The organism is uncultured Helicobacter sp., from assembly GCF_910577135.1.
Taxonomy (GTDB): domain Bacteria; phylum Campylobacterota; class Campylobacteria; order Campylobacterales; family Helicobacteraceae; genus Helicobacter_C; species Helicobacter_C mastomyrinus.
Genome location: NZ_CAJTLL010000008.1, coordinates 56,568 through 74,915 on the forward strand (window position 1 = coordinate 56,568; position 18,348 = coordinate 74,915).

The 18,348-nt window shown below is 36.4% G+C and carries 16 protein-coding genes; 14 read left to right on the plus strand and 2 right to left on the minus strand.

The genetic code is table 11. The features are described from left to right. Positions 1 to 100 precede the first annotated feature (100 nt). The 11 genes from QZ289_RS05760 (at position 101) to QZ289_RS05810 (ending at position 11,351) form a co-directional block, all read left to right on the plus strand. The gene (locus QZ289_RS05760; RefSeq protein WP_295700261.1) at positions 101 to 631 is read left to right on the plus strand and encodes an OsmC family protein; all 531 of its coding nucleotides are present in this window, start codon (positions 101 to 103) and stop codon (positions 629 to 631) included. Between the two features lie 180 nt (positions 632 to 811). Beyond that, entirely contained in the window at positions 812 to 970 is a 159-nt protein-coding gene (locus QZ289_RS05765) for a hypothetical protein (RefSeq protein WP_295700262.1), read from the plus strand. Positions 971 to 1,062: 92 nt separating this feature from the next. Next, positions 1,063 to 1,305 carry a hypothetical protein gene (locus QZ289_RS05770; RefSeq protein WP_295700265.1) on the plus strand — a complete coding sequence of 81 codons (243 nt, stop codon included), beginning with the start codon at positions 1,063 to 1,065 and terminating at the stop codon, positions 1,303 to 1,305. Positions 1,306 to 1,462: 157 nt separating this feature from the next. Further along, a complete protein-coding gene (locus QZ289_RS05775; RefSeq protein WP_295700267.1) occupies positions 1,463 to 2,485 on the plus strand; it encodes an LLM class flavin-dependent oxidoreductase in 1,023 nt (340 codons plus the stop codon). 374 nt (positions 2,486 to 2,859) lie between these two features. Beyond that, positions 2,860 to 3,507, plus strand: a complete 648-nt coding sequence (gene thyX, locus QZ289_RS05780) for an FAD-dependent thymidylate synthase (RefSeq protein ID WP_295700270.1) — start codon at positions 2,860 to 2,862, stop codon at positions 3,505 to 3,507. Between the two features lie 209 nt (positions 3,508 to 3,716). Next, positions 3,717 to 5,384 (plus strand): 2-isopropylmalate synthase, encoded by a 1,668-nt coding sequence (locus tag QZ289_RS05785; RefSeq protein WP_295700272.1) that lies wholly within the window; start codon positions 3,717 to 3,719, stop codon positions 5,382 to 5,384. A gap of 28 nt (positions 5,385 to 5,412) precedes the next feature. Next, on the plus strand, positions 5,413 to 6,672 hold the full coding sequence (gene leuC / locus QZ289_RS05790) for a 3-isopropylmalate dehydratase large subunit (RefSeq protein ID WP_295700275.1): 1,260 nt from the start codon (positions 5,413 to 5,415) through the stop codon (positions 6,670 to 6,672). A gap of 15 nt (positions 6,673 to 6,687) precedes the next feature. Then, on the plus strand, positions 6,688 to 7,185 hold the full coding sequence (gene leuD, locus QZ289_RS05795; protein ID WP_295700277.1) for a 3-isopropylmalate dehydratase small subunit: 498 nt from the start codon (positions 6,688 to 6,690) through the stop codon (positions 7,183 to 7,185). Positions 7,186 to 7,221: 36 nt separating this feature from the next. Then, positions 7,222 to 8,298 carry a 3-isopropylmalate dehydrogenase gene (gene leuB / locus QZ289_RS05800; protein ID WP_295700279.1) on the plus strand — a complete coding sequence of 359 codons (1,077 nt, stop codon included), beginning with the start codon at positions 7,222 to 7,224 and terminating at the stop codon, positions 8,296 to 8,298. Positions 8,299 to 8,535: 237 nt separating this feature from the next. Continuing rightward, positions 8,536 to 10,179 carry an MBOAT family O-acyltransferase gene (locus QZ289_RS05805; protein ID WP_363322768.1) on the plus strand — a complete coding sequence of 548 codons (1,644 nt, stop codon included), beginning with the start codon at positions 8,536 to 8,538 and terminating at the stop codon, positions 10,177 to 10,179. Positions 10,180 to 10,187: 8 nt separating this feature from the next. Next, on the plus strand, positions 10,188 to 11,351 hold the full coding sequence (locus tag QZ289_RS05810; protein WP_295700281.1) for a hypothetical protein: 1,164 nt from the start codon (positions 10,188 to 10,190) through the stop codon (positions 11,349 to 11,351). 321 nt (positions 11,352 to 11,672) lie between these two features. Here QZ289_RS05810 and gyrB read toward each other — a convergent pair whose 3' ends face one another. After that, entirely contained in the window at positions 11,673 to 13,991 is a 2,319-nt protein-coding gene (gene gyrB / locus QZ289_RS05815) for a DNA topoisomerase (ATP-hydrolyzing) subunit B (protein WP_295700283.1), read from the minus strand. A 47-nt stretch (positions 13,992 to 14,038) separates the two neighbouring features. Beyond that, the gene (gene dnaN / locus QZ289_RS05820; protein ID WP_295700306.1) at positions 14,039 to 15,109 is read right to left on the minus strand and encodes a DNA polymerase III subunit beta; all 1,071 of its coding nucleotides are present in this window, start codon (positions 15,107 to 15,109) and stop codon (positions 14,039 to 14,041) included. Positions 15,110 to 15,356: 247 nt separating this feature from the next. Between dnaN and QZ289_RS05825 the strand changes: the two genes are divergently transcribed. The 3 genes from QZ289_RS05825 (at position 15,357) to QZ289_RS05835 (ending at position 18,345) form a co-directional block, all read left to right on the plus strand. Continuing rightward, complete coding sequence (locus QZ289_RS05825; protein ID WP_295700308.1) at positions 15,357 to 16,472, plus strand: ABC transporter permease; 1,116 nt, start codon at positions 15,357 to 15,359, stop codon at positions 16,470 to 16,472. Then, positions 16,469 to 17,248 carry an ABC transporter ATP-binding protein gene (locus tag QZ289_RS05830; protein ID WP_295700310.1) on the plus strand — a complete coding sequence of 260 codons (780 nt, stop codon included), beginning with the start codon at positions 16,469 to 16,471 and terminating at the stop codon, positions 17,246 to 17,248. The genes QZ289_RS05825 and QZ289_RS05830 overlap by 4 nt, the downstream gene beginning before the upstream one ends. 329 nt (positions 17,249 to 17,577) lie before the next feature. After that, positions 17,578 to 18,345, plus strand: a complete 768-nt coding sequence (locus QZ289_RS05835; protein ID WP_295700314.1) for an MlaD family protein — start codon at positions 17,578 to 17,580, stop codon at positions 18,343 to 18,345. Positions 18,346 to 18,348 lie beyond the last annotated feature (3 nt).

Here is an 18,348-nt window from a genome sequence, read left to right on the forward strand (position 1 = left end):
AATACTTACATCTCGTGCATTTAGGAGGCTAGAGCTTTTAGAATCTTAGGTTACAAAAGCCCTAGCCTTAAAAAGCTAGAATTTAACACAAAGGAATATTATGAAAGTAGCACAAACTAGTTGCACAAGATTAGAGCCTATCGATAAAGAGGGCTTAGAGGAACTCGTAAAGGCGGGTAAGGCAAACCCGAATGCGATTAAAACGCTCAAGTGCAAAACGGTTGCGGAGGGCAAGTTTCGCCATTTGAACTACATTCGCAATCTCCCTGCCTATGTGGTCGATGAGCCACCTACACTCTTAGGCGATGATACCGCACCAAATCCTAGCGAAACTCTTTTGGCTGCACTTGGCAGTTGCCTTGCTGTTGGGATTCACGCTAATGCAGTGGCAAATGAGATTGTGATTTCTAAGCTTGAATTAGAACTTGAAGCAGATATTAATATCACTTCTGTGTGGGGAGTGGGTGATTTGAGCGAGGATAAGCCATTGGGATTTACCGATGTGCGTGTAAAAGTCATTTTAGAATCTAATGTAAGCAAAGCAAGAGAAAATGAGCTTATAGCACACGCTAGAAAATACTCTCCTGTAGCAAATACGATTGCAAGAGCAGTGAATTTATCGGTGAACTAGATGAAAAAATATTGATAAAATATTCTCTACATCAAAAGAACAGAGAAAGGCGATTAACAAGGGATTCTGTCCTTATAAATCTCTCAAGAATTTAAGTTAAGTTGGGCTTTTGAATCGTTTTCAAACATCGCCAAAATCTCTAGTGTGTGTGCGAATACAGGCTTTGCGTGTGGGCGCAGTATGCTTTATACCATTATCTTTTGCATAGGCAGAATCAAGAGCAAGAGCTTTTGGGAAGATCCTAGGAGGAACAGAGCTTTCAAACCCTGTGAAAACCTTTGCCCGCCTAGAAAAGATTCTGCCTTAAGGCAGAATCTACGCAAGGAACGTGATTTTTAAGGATTATTTTATGATGTGATAAACAATCCCGCTCATTTGATGCTCCCGCGTATTCTGCCCGGATTTGTGCTTTTGTAAACAGAGGTATAACATTGGGTATTATCCAAAATGCTATAGCAGGTATTGAAAAATATATGAAAAAGGATAGAATCCAAAAGCTTGATAAGAAGATAAAGTATTTGTATGCTAAAAAAGAATTTTTGCTTCAAAAAGCTCAAAAACTAGCAAAAGAATCTCTATGGCACAAAAACTTTTCATCATATCTTAAGCTCAAGCTCCATTTTGTGAAACTAGCCCTTAAGACTTCTCAAACGCTTATGAGCAAGCGCGAGTAATGGTTTTGGAAAGATTCTATGAGAGAGTAAAATTTTAGAATCTTAATCTTGTGAGTGTTATCACACCTTCAATCGCTCATATACACAAGCTCTTAAAAGCCTGATGTAATATTTGCAAAATTATTTATAACGAGACAAATCACACAAAGGAAGCATTATGAAATTTGGTTATTGGACACCGGTATTTGGAAGCTGGCTAAGGAATGTTGATGATGATACCACACAAGGGAATTGGGAGTATATCAAGGATTTGGTGCTACGTGCGGAGGATTTGGGCTATGTGCTCACCCTTGTGCCAGAGCTGTATTTGAATGACATTAAAGGCGAGAAAGCTGATGCACTTGATGCGTGGGCTATCGCTAATGGTTTAGCAGCTATCACGCAAAAAATTGAGATTCTAGCAGCCCTCCGTCCGCAATACCATCAAGTCGCACTCACAGCAAAGCAAATTGCCACTATTTCGCAAATTTGCAATGGACGCTTTAGTATCAATATGGTATCAGCGTGGTGGGCAGAGGAAGCTCGGCAATATGGCATTAACTTTGATGGGCACGATGATAGATATGCACTCACACACGAATACACCAATGTACTAAGGGGATTTTGGGAGCAAAGCCCCTTTAATCACAAGGGCAAATATTTTACATTTGAAAATGCCTATAATGAGCCTAAACCACCTAAGACTCCCCTTGTGTATGCCGGAGGTGAAAGCGAGAGAGGGAGAGATGCTATCGTGCAGTTTGCCGATAAATATCTCTTGCACGGAGGCACATTAGAGGAGGTGAGAGAAAAAATCGCCGATATGAAAGCGCGTAGGGCAAAGGCGGGTAAAAGCCCATTCTTGGGTTTTGGTATGGCAGCCTATATCATTATCCGCGATAGTGAGGCAGAAGCGTTAAGAGAGCTAGAGCGCATTACTACGATTAAAGATGAAAAGGCTTATGAAAATTCTTTCAAAAATTTTACGAACAATTCGCAGCTTGATGTAGAAATCAGCAAACGCGAATACAGCGTGTCAAATCGCGGGTTGCGTCCGCATTTTATAGGCACAGCACAGCAGGTAGCAGAGCAAATCAAAGCCTATGAGGAAGCAGGGCTTGAGCTACTCATCGTGCAATGTGCGCCGATGAAAGAGGAACTAGAACGTATCGCCAAAGAGCTTATGCCCTTAGTGAGATAGATTGGATCTCTATGGCTATGCTATTACGCTAAAGTGCTGCTTAGTCTCCTATATTTTACTATCGCCATACCTCCTACTAAAGCTCTTATGGTTTAAAACGGCTTCTCAACGGCTTCTCATAGGATAGATATGGCTCTAGTAAATATATCTTGCCATTAGAATATTACATCGCTACGTTCTTTTCATACTTAAGCAAGAGGCCAAGGAGGCTTGATTAAGCTATTATCTATACAAAACTGCTTCACAAATATTAAAGAACATTTAATTTGCAAAATTAAAACACTATGCTTTTAGCTAGATTTGAACTATTAACAAACTTTTAATGCAAGATTCACTAAGATTGTATGCAAATTAATCCCCTAAGGAATCCCCTCATGGTAGAAACAATAGAATGTAAAATTAACATTACGCTTTTGCACTATACGCCGCTCAATGTTTGTAGCAATGCTATCCGCACTTGTTGGCAGAGCTTTGATAAGAGCGATAATGGTGGGATAAAAGATTTAGAGCTTATCGATAGAGTAGGTAATAAATACAAACACGCAAGCACCTTAGAGCATCTCTATTATAATTTTTATATTCAAGGCATTTCACGTGCGTGTTTGCAGGAGTTAGCTCGTCATCGTATGGCAAGTTATAGCGTAAAATCCTCACGTTATACATTAAAGGAACTAAAAAATCTGCCGAGCTTCCTGCCTATCAATGATGAAAATCTCGCACGCGCAGAGGAATTTGTCGTTTTTACAAGTAATGAAAAGGTTAATATTGCCTCGCTTCACGCCCTTGAGCGACTGCGTGAGATTTTATGCGATAATGTAAGCAATGATATGGCTAAGTTTGCTATGCCAGAATCCTATCGCACAGAACTCAGCTTTAGCATTAATGCAAGGAGTTTGCAAAACTTTCTTTCTCTGCGCACATCTAAATCCGCGATGTGGGAGATTCGCGCATTAGCTCTTGCACTTTTTAAGGCCCTCCCGGAGGAGCATAAGTTTATCTTTGAGGATTGCATATCTTCATAAGTGTTAGCATTAGGGCTGCATCTATTTTTTGTCTTTGCAGGATTTTGCAAGAGTAATTTTATATAAACGCAAATGCGATACAAAATAGAATGATAAAGACATACATGGATTCTACAATTTTATAAAGAATTTTTATCGCCTGTATAGTTTTTATTGCTAGAATCATAAAGCTTTTATTAGCAGTATTTTTCTTAATATGAGGAGTTTGTATGAGTCATACAAAATATCAAAGAGGCTATTTTATGCCTCCTGTGGAAAGTTTAGAGTGGAGTAAAAAAGAATATATTAAATCCGCGCCTATTTGGTGCAGTGTGGATTTACGCGACGGCAATCAAGCCCTTATCACTCCTATGAGCCTCGAAGAAAAAATTACATTTTTTAAGCTGCTGCTAAAAGTGGGATTCAAAGAAATTGAAGTGGGATTTCCCGCGGCGAGTGAGACAGAATATCGCTTTTTACGCACATTGATCGAAGAGAATCTGATTCCTGATGATGTGAATGTGCAGGTGCTTACTCAAGCTAGAGAGCATATCATTAAAAAGACTTTTGCGAGTTTGGAGGGTTGCAAAAATGCAATCGTGCATGTGTATAACTCTACATCATTTGCGCAAAGGGAGCAAGTCTTTAAAAAATCTAAGCAAGAGGTGAAGCAAATCGCCATTGAGGGCGCGACATATCTTAAAGAATATGCTGCAGCCACAAAGGGAAACTTTCGCTTTGAGTATTCGCCAGAAAGCTTTAGCGGCACAGAGGTGGATTATGCCCTTGAAGTGTGTAATGCTGTGATTGATGTCTTTAAGCCCACTATGGATAAAAAGCTCATCATCAATCTCCCTGTAACCGTGGAGATGAGTCTCCCACATATCTATGCCTCTCAAGTAGAATATATGTCTAAGCATCTCAATCATCGTGAAAATGTACTTATCTCTCTCCACCCGCATAATGACAGGGGCTGTGCGGTAGCCGATGCGGAATTAGGGCTTTTAGCAGGGGCAGATAGGATTGAGGGCACACTTTTTGGCAATGGTGAGCGCACGGGTAATGTAGATATTATCACCCTAGCAATGAATATGCACTCACACGGCATAGACCCTAGGCTTGATTTTAGCAATATCCCTGCTATTTGTGATGTATATGAGAAAGTAACAAAAATGCAAGTTTATGAGCGACAACCCTACTCGGGCAAACTCGTATTTGCAGCCTTTTCGGGCTCTCATCAAGATGCGATTGCTAAAGGTATGGCTTATCATCAAGAAAAAAATCTTCGCACGTGGAGTGTGCCATATCTCCCTATTGACCCTAAAGATGTGGGGCGCGTGTATGAAAACGATGTGATTCGTATCAATTCACAAAGTGGCAAGGGCGGGATAGCCTATATTTTGCACCATCATTATGGGATCAATCTCCCCCCACTTTTAAGAGAAGAATTTTCCTACTATGTGAAAAATATCAGTGATAAAGAACACAAAGAGTTAAGTCCTGATGAAATTTGTGAGATTTTTCAAAACGATTTTGTGAATCTTACCTCACATTTTAGTATCAAAGCCTTTCATTTCACACAAAAAGATGATACACAAAACCACATAGAAGCCTCCCTAGAAACATCCAATGCAAAAGGAGAATCTAGCTTAATCACAAGCAGTGGCAATGGGCGGCTTGATAGCGTTGCAAATGCACTAAGGGAGTATCTTAAAATGGATTTTGAAATACTCGATTATAGTGAGCACGGACTTAAGAAGGGTTCGGATTCTAAAGCTGTGTCATTCGTGCAGATAGAAAGCAAGGGCAAAAAATGCTTTGGTGTGGGCATAGATAGTGATATTATTAAGGCTTCGGTTTTTGGGCTAGTAAGCGCACTTAATAGAATCTTGAATTAATAAATAAAACAACAATTAAGGAGCATATATGGGAATGACAATGTCTCAAAAGATTTTAGCTAATCGTGCGGGAATGGAGAGTGTAAGAGCAGGTGATTTGATTATGGCAAAGCTTGATATGGTGCTTGGTAATGATATTACCACGCCTGTAGCGATTAATGCCTTTAAGGCGGCAAAATTTGAAAAAGTTTTTGATAAAGATAAAATCTCTCTAGTAATGGATCATTTCGCTCCAAATAAGGATATTAAGGCAGCTACGCAAAGTGCGCAATGCCGATGTTTCGCTAAGGATTTTGATATTTCACATTATTATGATGTGGGGAATATGGGCGTGGAACACGCGCTTTTACCCGAGCAAGGCATTGTAACCATTGGCGATTTAATTATCGGGGCGGATTCTCACACTTGCACTTATGGAGCGTTAGGGGCATTTTCTACCGGTGTAGGCTCTACGGATATGGCGGTAGGAATGGCGACAGGACAGGCGTGGTTTAAAGTCCCTAAAGCGATGAAATTTAACCTCAAAGGTAAGTTGCGTCCATTTGTGAGTGGTAAAGATGTGATTTTACATATCATTGGTAAAATCGGCGTTGATGGTGCGCTCTATAAAAGTATGGAGTTTAGCGGTGAGGGCTTAAAGAATCTTACCATCGATGATAGACTTTGTATCGCTAATATGGCAATTGAAGCGGGGGCGAAAAATGGCATTTTTGAGGTTGATGATATTACAATTGATTATGCCAAAGGGCGCACGAGTAGAGAATTTAGAATCTACAAAGCCGATGAGGACGCAGAATATGAGCAAATTTTTGATATTGATTTAGATTCTATCGACCATACCGTGGCATTCCCACATTTACCTGAAAACACAAAGGAAAAAACTCAATGGGGAGAAGTGAAAATCGACCAAGTGGTTATTGGCTCTTGTACGAATGGGCGATTAAGCGATATGGCAGTGGCAGCAGATATTCTAAAAGATAAGCAAATTGCTAAACATACACGCTGTATTATCATTCCTGCTACGCAAAATATCTATTTAGAATGTATCAATAGGGGCTATTTAGAGACATTTATTAAAGCCGGGGCTGTGGTTTCTACGCCTACTTGCGGACCTTGTCTAGGCGGGCATATGGGTATTTTAGCCGCAGGTGAGAGATGCGTAGCGACTACTAATCGTAACTTTGTGGGCAGAATGGGGCACGTAACAAGCGAAGTCTATCTCTCTTCGCCCGAAGTAGCGGCTGCAAGTGCGGTAAGAGGGACTTTAAGCGCGCCACAAGATATATAAACAAAAGGAGCAAATATGAAAACAAAAGGATTTATCCATAAATATGGTGATAATGTAGATACTGATGTGATTATTCCCGCGCGATACCTCAATACCGCTGACCATAGAGAGCTTGCGAGTCATTGTATGGAGGATATTGATAAAGATTTTGTCAAAAAGGTAAAGGCAGGAGACATTATGGTGGGAGGCTGGAACTTTGGCTGTGGGAGTAGCCGAGAGCACGCCCCTATTGCGATTAAGGCAAGTGGGATAAGCTGCATTATCGCTAAATCCTTTGCAAGAATCTTCTATCGCAACGCCATAAACATAGGACTTGCAATTATAGAATCTGAAAATATCGCTCAAAGTATAGAAAATGGCGATGAGGTGGAAATTGACTTTGATGCGGGGGTGATTAAAAATTGCAATAAAAATGAGCAATTCCACACAACACCTTTTCCGCCTTTTATCCAAGAAATCATTAATGCCAATGGCTATTTGAATTGGATTGCTAAAAACAAGGCAAATGCTTAAAATACTTAGCTATATAAAATAACTAAAGGAGTGCAAATGAAAAAGCATATTGCTGTCATTTATGGCGATGGAATTGGCAAAGAAGTGGTAACACAGGCACTAAGAATCTTGCAAGCCATCGCAGATAAATATCATCACACATTTGTCTGTGAAGAGGTCTTAGCCGGGGGCTGTGCGATAGATGCTTGTGGAGAATGCCTCCCTAAAGAAAGCTTAGAGTTATGTAAGAAAAGTGACAGTGTGTTACTTGGTGCGGTGGGCGGTCCTAAATGGGATAATGAGCCTAGTCATAATCGCCCTGAAAGTGCGCTTTTAACCTTACGCAAGGAATTAGGATTATTTGCTAATATCCGCCCAGCGAAATTGTTTGCAGAGCTTAGTAATGCAAGTCCTTTGAAAAGTGAGATTTTAAACAAGGGCATTGATTTTATTATCGTGCGGGAGCTGATTGGGGGCGTGTATTTTGGCGAACACAAGCTAGAGCAAAAAAATGGCGAGAAAGTCGCAAGTGATGCGATGACATATAGCGCCTCGCAAATAGAATCTATCGCAAAGGTCGCCTTTGAACTCGCAATGAAGCGCAAAAAGCATATCGTCTCTGTGGATAAGGCAAATGTGCTAAGCTCATCACGGCTTTGGAGAGAAACAGTAGAGGAAGTCGCAAAAGACTATCCGCAAGTAACCCTTAGCCATATGTATGTGGATAATGCAGCTATGCAGATTTGCCGCGCACCTGGTCAATTTGATGTGATTCTTACCGAAAATATGTTTGGCGATATTTTGAGTGATGAGGCGAGTATCATTACTGGGACAATTGGCGTTATTCCCTCTGCCTCACTATCAAACACATCTTTGGGAATGTATGAACCAATACACGGCAGTGCACCAGATATCGCCGGGCAGGATATTGCTAATCCTATTGGAACGATTCTTTCTGTGGCGATGATGTGTGAACTATCCTTTGGGCTAAAGGCTGAATCTCAAGCGATACAACACGCCGTGCAAACCACCCTAAAAAAGGGCTACCGCACAGGTGATATGATGAGTGATGGAATGCAAAAAGTAAGCTGCACACAAATGGGTGATATGATTTTAGAATCTTTGCAAGGCTAACTATGCTCTTTAACTCCTATCTCTTTATCTTTTGTTTCTTACCTTTAGTATGGATAGGATTCCATATTTTACGATATAAAAACCATATAAAAAGTGCAAAAATATTTTTAATATCTGCAAGTTTATTTTTCTATGGGTATTGGAAATGGCTTTATCTGCCTCTATTGCTTAGCTCTATGATTATTAATTATTTTATAGCAACAGCAATCCTTAAACATAATTCTACTTTGCTTATAAATGCAAAGAATATGCGGGGGGGGGGGCAAAAGTAAAATATACCTTATTGTAGGTATCCTCTTTAATCTATTCCTTTTAGGATTCTTTAAATATACTGATTTCTTTTGTGAAAACTTTAATCTTTTTTCTGCGCTTTTGCATTTAGATTTTACTCTCCCTCTGCCTCATATTCTCTTGCCCCTGGCTTTATCTTTTGTAACCTTTCAGCAAATTGCCTTTTTAGTGGATTGTTATAAATGCATTGATATAGCTGATATACAGGGAGGATTCAATACTCATATTAAAGCTAAAAGCGAAGATATTTGTAAAAATGACAAATCTAACAATAGAGATTCTAAAAATAATACAGAATCCGCAAAAGATTTCAATGCTACATCTGCAAAACAAATCCCCTATCATAAAACTTATTACAACATAAATGATATAAAAAAGCCTCATATTCACTTTATTGATTATTGCTTATTTATTAGCTTTTTTCCACAACTTATTGCTGGTCCTATTGTCCATCATAAAGAGATAATGCCACAATTTAATACCTTATCTCCATATATCAAATGGGATTATGTGGCTAAGGGATTATTTATCTTTACTATTGGATTATTTAAAAAAGTATGTATCGCTGATAGCTTTGCTAAATGGGCAAATGCAGGATTTAAGTCTGTGGAGAATGGCGAAGTGCTAAATACAGCAGAATCTTGGGCTACCTCTTTATCTTATACTTTTCAACTCTACTTTGATTTTAGTGGATATTGTGATATGGCAATAGGATTAGGGCTATTATTTGGCATTATGCTACCTATTAATTTTAACTCCCCCTATAAGGCTTATAATATCAGTGATTTTTGGAGGCGGTGGCATATTACATTAGGGAGATTCTTAAGAGACTATCTCTATATCCCTCTAGGTGGGAATAAGAATCTCAAATATGCTTCTTCTAAATATTATATATGCTTAAATAAAATACTCACTCTAAGAAATCTCTTTATCGTGGCATTTTTAAGCGGTGTGTGGCACGGGGCAGGCTGGGGATTTGTGATGTGGGGAGTGCTGCACGGCTTAGCAATGATAATCCATAGAATCTATATGTGGTGGATAGAAAAGATAAAAGAGGGAGTGTCTAAGAGATTCCATAATCAAAAAAAAGATACATTACTTAATGCTCCATATAATAAAAAGGCTCTACATACAAAAAAACGTATCCTCTCTACAAGGTATAAATCTATACTCTTAGCCTTTTTAGATTCTAAACTCTATGCCATACTTTGTTGGTTTATTACTTTTAATTTTATCAATATTGCTTGGATATTTTTTAGAAGTGAGAATGTGCAAGGGGCATTGAATCTGTTAAAGGGGATGTTTGGAGGCAATCTTATATTACCTACTTTTTTAGAATCTTCACTGCATTTTTTAGATAGATATAGTGTGAGGTTTGGCAAATGGGCAGTGAGCATAGATGACTCCTCTGTTATTATATTTTTTAGTGTGTTTGGGGCTATGGTTGTATGCTTGAAGTTAAGAAACACTATTGAGCTTATAAACAGCTTTAAGCCCACATATTGCACACTTTTGCAAATACTTATATGCTCTGTTATCGCATTATTGTGCATTGATAGGGCTCAACAATTTTTATATTTTAATTTTTAAGGACATAGATGAGCGATAAAAAATTTGTTATAGCATACATTTCTATTATCAGCATATTAGTGCTAATTGTTACAGGAATATTGTATTATTTATCGCGAATTTTTGAACACAATAGTTTTGAAGCAATCATCCAACGTCAAATAATAAATAATTCTCTTTATGGAACAGCATTAAACGAAAATGTATTTGCTTATAAACTTGAACTTATTAAGCAAAGTAAGCCAAAAGTTATTGCTCTTGGTTCATCAAGGGTATTACAATTAAGAGAGGAATTTTTTAATACTTCTTTTATTAGTGCTGGAAATGCAATGAATACCTTGAATGAAGGGCAATATTTTTTAGAAAAAATGCTTAAATTTCATCAGCCCGAACTCATTTTATTAGGTTTAGATATATGGTGGTTTCACCCACACTTTCCAAATAATGCTAAAGCTCCTTATCATAGCATTACAGGAACTAATATAAACTATGCTAAGTTAATAGACATAATCAAATTAATATATAAACAAAATTTTTTTCAATTTTCGTATATTATCGATAATCATTTTATTAGAAATCCTTATACGCGTCTAGATTCTTTAGGTTTAAATGCTATGCATAAAAGTCGGGGATTTCTTAAAGATGGCTCATATATCTATGGAGAAATCTTTGAATCTTATCCTACACAAGATGCACGTTTTCAGGATACACTTGAAAGAATAAATCAAGGTACTAGGAAGTTTGAATACGCTTCTGCTATCGATGATAGTCGTCTTACAAGCTTATTAAACATAATGAATACTTTGCATAAACACAATATTAAGGTGATAATTTTCTTTCCTCCAGTAGCCCCAAGCATATATGCTGCAATGAAAGAGAAAGAGATGGAGTATCAATATGTTAATGAACTCTTTTTTACTCTGCAGAGATTAAAAATTAATTTTTTTAACTACCACAATTCTGCTATTTTGCACAATGATAATTGTGAATTTATTGATGGGTTCCATGGAGGTGATATATTTTATGCAAGAATATTGCGCAATATGGCAGAAAAGAGCCAAACGTTAATGCCTTATGTTAATATCCTATATTTAAATGAAATTATAGATTCTCACGCAGGGAAAGTTTTTTCCAAAGATAATATCAGTTATTTTTATGAACAAGATTTTTTAAGTTTAGGGTGTAAAAAATAATTTTATGCTCCTTAACGTGATATAATCTAGGCTTTGCCTGATAGTGATTAAGGCACATTAAATCTAAAAATACATTATAAATATCATAAAGGTTTTAATGACAAAGTGAGTGAAAATTGGCTCTTGCTATGGACTATAGAATCTAACCTTTTAACTCACCTGATGAATTGCAAGATAAAACAGCAAGAATCGTTTATAATAAACAAAATCCGCTCTATAAATATTAATAAATCCTTAGACAAAACCTGTGATTTAGATACAATAATCAAAGAAACTTGAAAAATATTTTACTAAAGGTGTTTGTTTAAATCTTATATAAAATTACACATCAAGATGTTTTACATCTTTAGCATGCTCTTGTATATAGGCTCTACGTGGTTCTACCTCATCTCCCATAAAGAGTGTAAAAATCTCATCAGTATTGCTTTCATCATCAATTCTCACACGTAAAAGTGTGCGATTAGATGGAATCATTGTAGTTTCCCATAATTGATCTGGATTCATTTCACCTAAGCCTTTGTATCGTTGAATATACGCGTCTTTTTTAGCACTTTCTTCAATTTTTTCTAAAAATACAATTAAATCTTCATTATTTAAAAATTCTAAATTCCTTTGAGCGATTTTTTGGTAAATAAACCGTGCTTCATTGAAAAAATTATCTTGTGAAAGCTTATCATCAATATTGAGTTCTACAAGCCCTACTTTTGTCTGCACATAGAGTGTAATGCGTTCTTGACTGATACTTTTATTTAGAATGTTGCATTCTTTACTTTGGAGGAAAGATTCTATATTTTGGCTAAGTTTTTCAAGTGAGAGTGAATCTAAATGTGGATTTTCTACTAAATATCGCACAACTTCTATCATAGGATAGCGTTTCTCAAGCTCTTTGAGAATAGAACGATAATGTGAAATAAATTTAAGAATCTCTAAAAGTTCTCTATTTCCTATACCCTCGAAGCTAAAATTTTCAATGCCATTTTCGATGAGATATTCACTTAAAGTTCGTTCATCTTTAAGATAAATTTCTTTCTTGCCTTTTTTATAGCGATAGAGCGGAGGTTGAGCGATATAAATATGTCCATTTTCAACAAGCGGCTTCAAATAGCGATAGAAAAATGTCATTAAAAGCGTTTGGATATGGCTACCATCGACATCAGCATCTGTCATAATGATAATTTTATGATAGCGGAGCTTCTCTAAATTAAACTCATCGCCAATTCCACAGCCAAAAGCGGTAATCATATTTTTAATCTCATCACTTTTTAAAATCTTATCAAGGCGAGATTTTTCAACATTAAGAATCTTCCCACGCAATGGTAAAATAGCCTGAAAAGCTCTATCACGTCCTTGCTTTGCACTACCACCAGCACTATCACCCTCTACAAGATAAATTTCAGATTCTCTAGGATCCTTACTTTGACAATCTGCTAACTTACCCGGTAATGTCCCCACAGAAAAATTTTCTTTCTTACGTGTCAAATCACGCGCTTTTTTTGCTGCTTCACGTCCTCGCGCTGCCATAATGGCTTTTTGCATAATAGCTCGTGCTTCATTAGGATTTTCCTCAAAGAATTTTGAGAGTTTCTCATAAGTAAGCTTTTGCACGATTGGTTTTACAAAGGAACTGCCTAGTTTGCCCTTAGTTTGCCCTTCAAATTGGGGGTCAATGACTTTTGTAGAAATAATGGCTACAAGCCCCTCTCTCACATCTTCACCGCTTACTTTAGAATCTTTTTCCCGTGCAGAAGCATTTGCCTCGATATAATTCATGATTGCACGACTAAGCCCCGCACGAAATCCTGCCTCGTGTGTACCACCATCGGGTGTGCGGATATTATTTACAAAACTTAACACTTTTTCATCATAACCCTCATTATATGCAAGGGCAACTTCTATTTCACATTCTTGCTCTATGGCATCAAACCCTATAACTGATGAAATAAGAGGTTTTTTATTAATATCTTGTATAAATTGGCTTAATCCCCCATCAAAATGGTAATTTTCCTCTAATCCTATGCGTTCATCTTTGAAACAAATTGTAATATTATGATTAAGATATGCCATTTCTTTAAAACGAGTGATAAGTATCTGCGCGTCAAATTCTAGCACTTCCATTACTTCGCTATCAGGGAAAAACTCTATTGTAGTGCCGTGTTTTTTTGTATCTCCAATAATTTCTAAATTACTTTGAGGAATGCCTTTTGCAAACTCTTGGCGATAAATATGTCCATTTTTATTAATAGTCATAATAAGTCGCTTTGAGAGCGCATTTACCACACTTACACCTACGCCGTGTAAACCGCCTGAGACTTTATAAGTATCTTGATCAAATTTCCCGCCTGCGTGCAATGTGGTAAGTACAAGTGTAGCTGCAGGGAGATTTTCAGTAGGGTGAATATCTACTGGAATTCCTCGTCCATTGTCTTCGATAATTGCACTTCCTTCTGTTGTAAGTGTGATATTGATATGATCACAATGACCCGCCATAGCTTCATCAATGGAGTTATCTACCACTTCATAAATCATATGGTGCAAACCGCCTATATTGGTATCACCAATATACATACCCGGACGTTTACGGACAGCTTCTAAGCCTTTTAAAACTTTAATATTACTTGCTTGGTATTCTTTTTTTTCCATTGTGGAAGCTCCATAGAAGATTCTAAAAATGAATTAGAAAACTGTGATTAGAGAATCACGGGCATAATGACGGTTGAAAAATTTTCATTTATAACGACGAAGGGTGTATTTGGTTCATTGATACAAAATGTAAATTCATTACCATCAATTTGTGAAAGAAAATCTAAAATGTATTTAGAATTAATGCCTAGAGTGAGATTTTCAATATTAGTTGATACTTCAATTTGCGTAGAGGCTTCACCGCTTTCTTCATTAAGAGATTCAAAAAGCACTTCATTAGGAGTAAGTGTAATTTTGATGTTATTTGCTAGTGATTTGACAAATTGCAAAGCATCAATAAATTTATCTTTAGGAAGCACTATTTTATGCTTAAATTCTTTAGGAATGATTTTTTCATAATCAGGATATTTGCCATTGATAAGTTTAGTATAAAAAGTGTATTCATTGTTTTTAATAATAAGATGTGTAGTATTATGATAAATCTCAAAGTTATCTATAAAGAGTTTTAAAATTTCATTAATAGCCTTTTTAGGTATAACAAGTGATAACGTGTCCACAGATTGGCTTTTATATTCAATAAGTGCAAGTCGTCTTGTATCTGTGGCGACAAAATTAAAGCCATATTCTTTAATATCAAGAAGTGAGCCGTTTAATTCATATTTAGGATTATTAGTATCTACAGCTGGATTGATTTTTTTAATAGAATTTAGAAATTTTGTAGATTCTATGTGGATTTTCTTGTTTGTGTCATATTCTGGGAATTTTGGAAATTCATCAGCATTAAATGTAGGAAGTTTTGTTTTTGATTTCCCTTGAGAAATATGTAAGATGGAATCAGAATCTTGTTTAATTTCAATTGTTACATCTCCATCTTTAAGATTTTTAATAATATCAAGGATTTGTCTACCATTTGCTGTAGCGTTTCCTTGAGATATAGAAGGTATGTTGATATGAGATTCAAGCCAAGTTTCATAATCAGTAGCTCTGATGATTAATGTATCATTTTGCGCTTCAAAGTAGATATGTGAAGTGATTTGTGAGCGATCTCGTTTATCAAGGAAGTTTTGACAATTTGTAAGAACGCTTTCTAATAAGCTCTTTGGAAGTGAGATTTTCATTTGCGGTGTCCTTTAAATGATTTTTAGTAGAAGTAGTAGAGAGCGTGAAAAGGTGAAAAAAGCTTTCAAACTACTATTTTGCTTCAAAGTTGAGCGTGAATAATTGATGAAATTATATCACATATTTTCTTATCATTATATCTAATTTTTTTATATTTTGGTAGTTTTAGGTGGTCATTAATCTAGAATCTTGGAAACTTACAAGCTTTTGTTATAATCTTTGTAGTATAAGTTTTTAAGGTGTATGATGAGTTTTGAAGTAAAGGTTACATTAGATAGGATATATATAGAGCTTCAAGGGCGATGTGATTACACATTAGAGAAGAAATCACAGGTTGTTTTAAGGAAGTTTGTAAATGCTCACGCACATATTACATTGGATTTCACTCATACTTCATCAGTTGATTTTGTCTTTTGTAGTTTTATGTATGGGCTTTTAAAAGATAAAGACTTTGAGATGATAGGGGTAAATTCTCAAATAGAAGCGATGTTTGCGCTTATTAAACGAAATTTAGAGAATTCTAAAAACACGCAATCTTCTTTTTCACTACAGCTTTTTCCTATGGTGAAGTATTTTTTTATGAATGTTGGTAAGAAAATAATGCAATTTTATGAAACTTGTTTAAACTTCTTACAATTTTGTGGGACGTGTTTATGGTATTTTTCCCGTGCAGTAGTTTTTCCTCATCGTTTTAAAATAAGTTCAATTTTTTATCATATTAATGAATCTGGTTTCAAAGCTTTACCTGTGGCACTTTTAACAGCTTTTATCGTAAGTTATGCGATTGCTTTGCAAGGTGTATTGCAATTAGAAAAGATGGGTGCACCGCTAATGAGTGTAGAGATTGTGGCAAAGCTCTCTTTACGTGAGATGGGACCTTTTATACTCGCTATTGTGATTGCAGGGCGAAGTGCCTCAAGCTTTAGTGCACAACTTGGAGTGATGAATCTCACAGAGGAGAATGATGCACTTAAAACGATGAATCTTAGCCTTTATGATTATCTTATTTTGCCACGCATTTTAGCTTTGGTGATTATTATGCCTTTGCTTGTGTTTGTAGCTGATGCGGTGAGTCTGTTTGCAGCAATGCTTGCGGTGAAAATGCAAACAGGCATTAGCTTTGTGCAGTATTTAGAGAGATTCTATGAATATGTGGGGATTAATAACTTTTGGGTAGGTGTGGTGAAAGCTCCTTTTTTTGGTGCAGCAATTGCGCTTGTAGGGTGTTTTCGTGGGCTATATGTGAAAGGTGATACAGAATCTATAGGGCTTGAGACGACAAAAAGTGTGGTAAATGCACTTTTTTGGGTGATTCTCATCAATGCAATTTTTTCAGTTATTACAACAAGGCTTAATGTATGAATATTATTGCAGTTAAAAATCTCTACACACAATATAATGATGTAATTATCCACAATGGGATTAGTTTTAATGTGAAAAAAGGTGAAATCTTTGGTATTTTGGGAGGGAGTGGCTCGGGTAAAAGCACTCTGCTAAAAAATATGCTCTTTTTGCAAAAGCCTACTTCAGGGGAAATTACTTTTTTTGGCGAGGATATTTGGGCTTTAAGAGAAGATAAACGTGATAAGATTCTTAATCGCTGTGGTGTGATGTTTCAATTTGGGGCATTATTTTCATCAATGAATGTGCTAGATAATGTAGCATTTTTACTCATACAAAAAAGTCAATATGATAAACAAACTATTTATGACATTTCAAAAATGTGGCTGGAATTAGTTGGTTTAAATGTATCTATGGCAGAGAAATATCCTTATGAATTAAGCGGGGGAATGAAAAAACGTGTCGCCTTAGCCCGAGCTTTGGCATTAAGCCCAGACATTTTGTTTTTAGATGAACCTACAAGTGGACTTGATTTGCAAAGTGCAGAGCGATTTGATATGCTTATTGTGAAACTTAAGGAAATACTTAAAATTACGATTGTTATGGTTACACACGATTTAGATTCTATCAAAGATAGTGTGGATAGATTGATTTTGCTTGAAGATAAACAAATTGTGTTTGAAGGCTCACTTAATGAGCTTTATAGTCAAATGTATCATAATCAAACGCAGGGTAAAATCTTCACGGGCAAACGTGGAGAACGTTTTTGGCAGAATTTTAAAAATGATAGAATATAGTTTCATATATCCTTGTATTCTTGCGTGATTTTACAAGTATGGAGAGAGTAATCTAACGAACACTTTGTGCGTATAAATGTTTCCATTATGGCATTTATTATGAAACGTTAATTTATACTTGCGAAGTAAGTTTTTAAGGTATAAAATCTATGATTCTCCCCACAAGTGAAGTATATCCTCACTTGTATAAAATCAATCGCACGGTAGTGCCAACCTCTTTAAAGCGTCGTAGGGTTGAGGGATATAAGGGGAGGGAGCGACTTTGCAATTTAAGCCCCTCCCTCTTAAAAAATAAAAAGTAGCGTAGAAATAATGAAAAGGAGCATAAAATGGAACGTAATGTGCAATATGTATGGATTGGAGCGATGTTTTTTATCGTCTTAATCTTTATGATTGCTTTTATTATGTGGCTTAATCGTTTTGAAATAGATTCTACAAAATATAAACAATATTACGCATATAGTTCAAGTGAAGTAGAGGGTATAGGCACAAATACACCTATCCGTTATAAAGGCATTAGCATAGGACGTGTGAAAGATGTAAGCTTTAAAAACATAAAAGAAGGCACGATACAGATTCAAATGCTTATAGACGCTCATTTAAATGTGCGAGAGAATGCAAAAGTAGTGATTAGCTCTCAAGGATTAGCAGGGGCGAATTATCTTTCATTGATACAGGGTGATGGTGGAGAATTAAGGGAAAATGCAGAGGGGAGGAAGGTCATTGAGCTTGATAAGGGCGGGTTTGAAAAGATTATCAATAAAGCAAGTGAATTAAGTGATGATATGAGTGTGCTATTAAAAAATGTCAATAGCACTCTTAATGAGCAGAATATAGCAGAGGTTAATGCAATTTTAAAAGAAATGCGCTTGACAATGGAACATTTGCAGCGTATAAGCGCACAGATTGATACGCAAACAAAAAATGGCGAGTATAATGTGCGTGAGATACTTACACCTACGATTTTGCAGCTACAAGCGACATTACAAGATATGAGTAAGTTTTTTAGAGAGGCTTCTATGTTTTTAGATAAAGTGGATAAAAATCCCTATGATAGCCTCTTTGGGAAGCAAGAACATAAAGAATCCAAAAGATAAGGA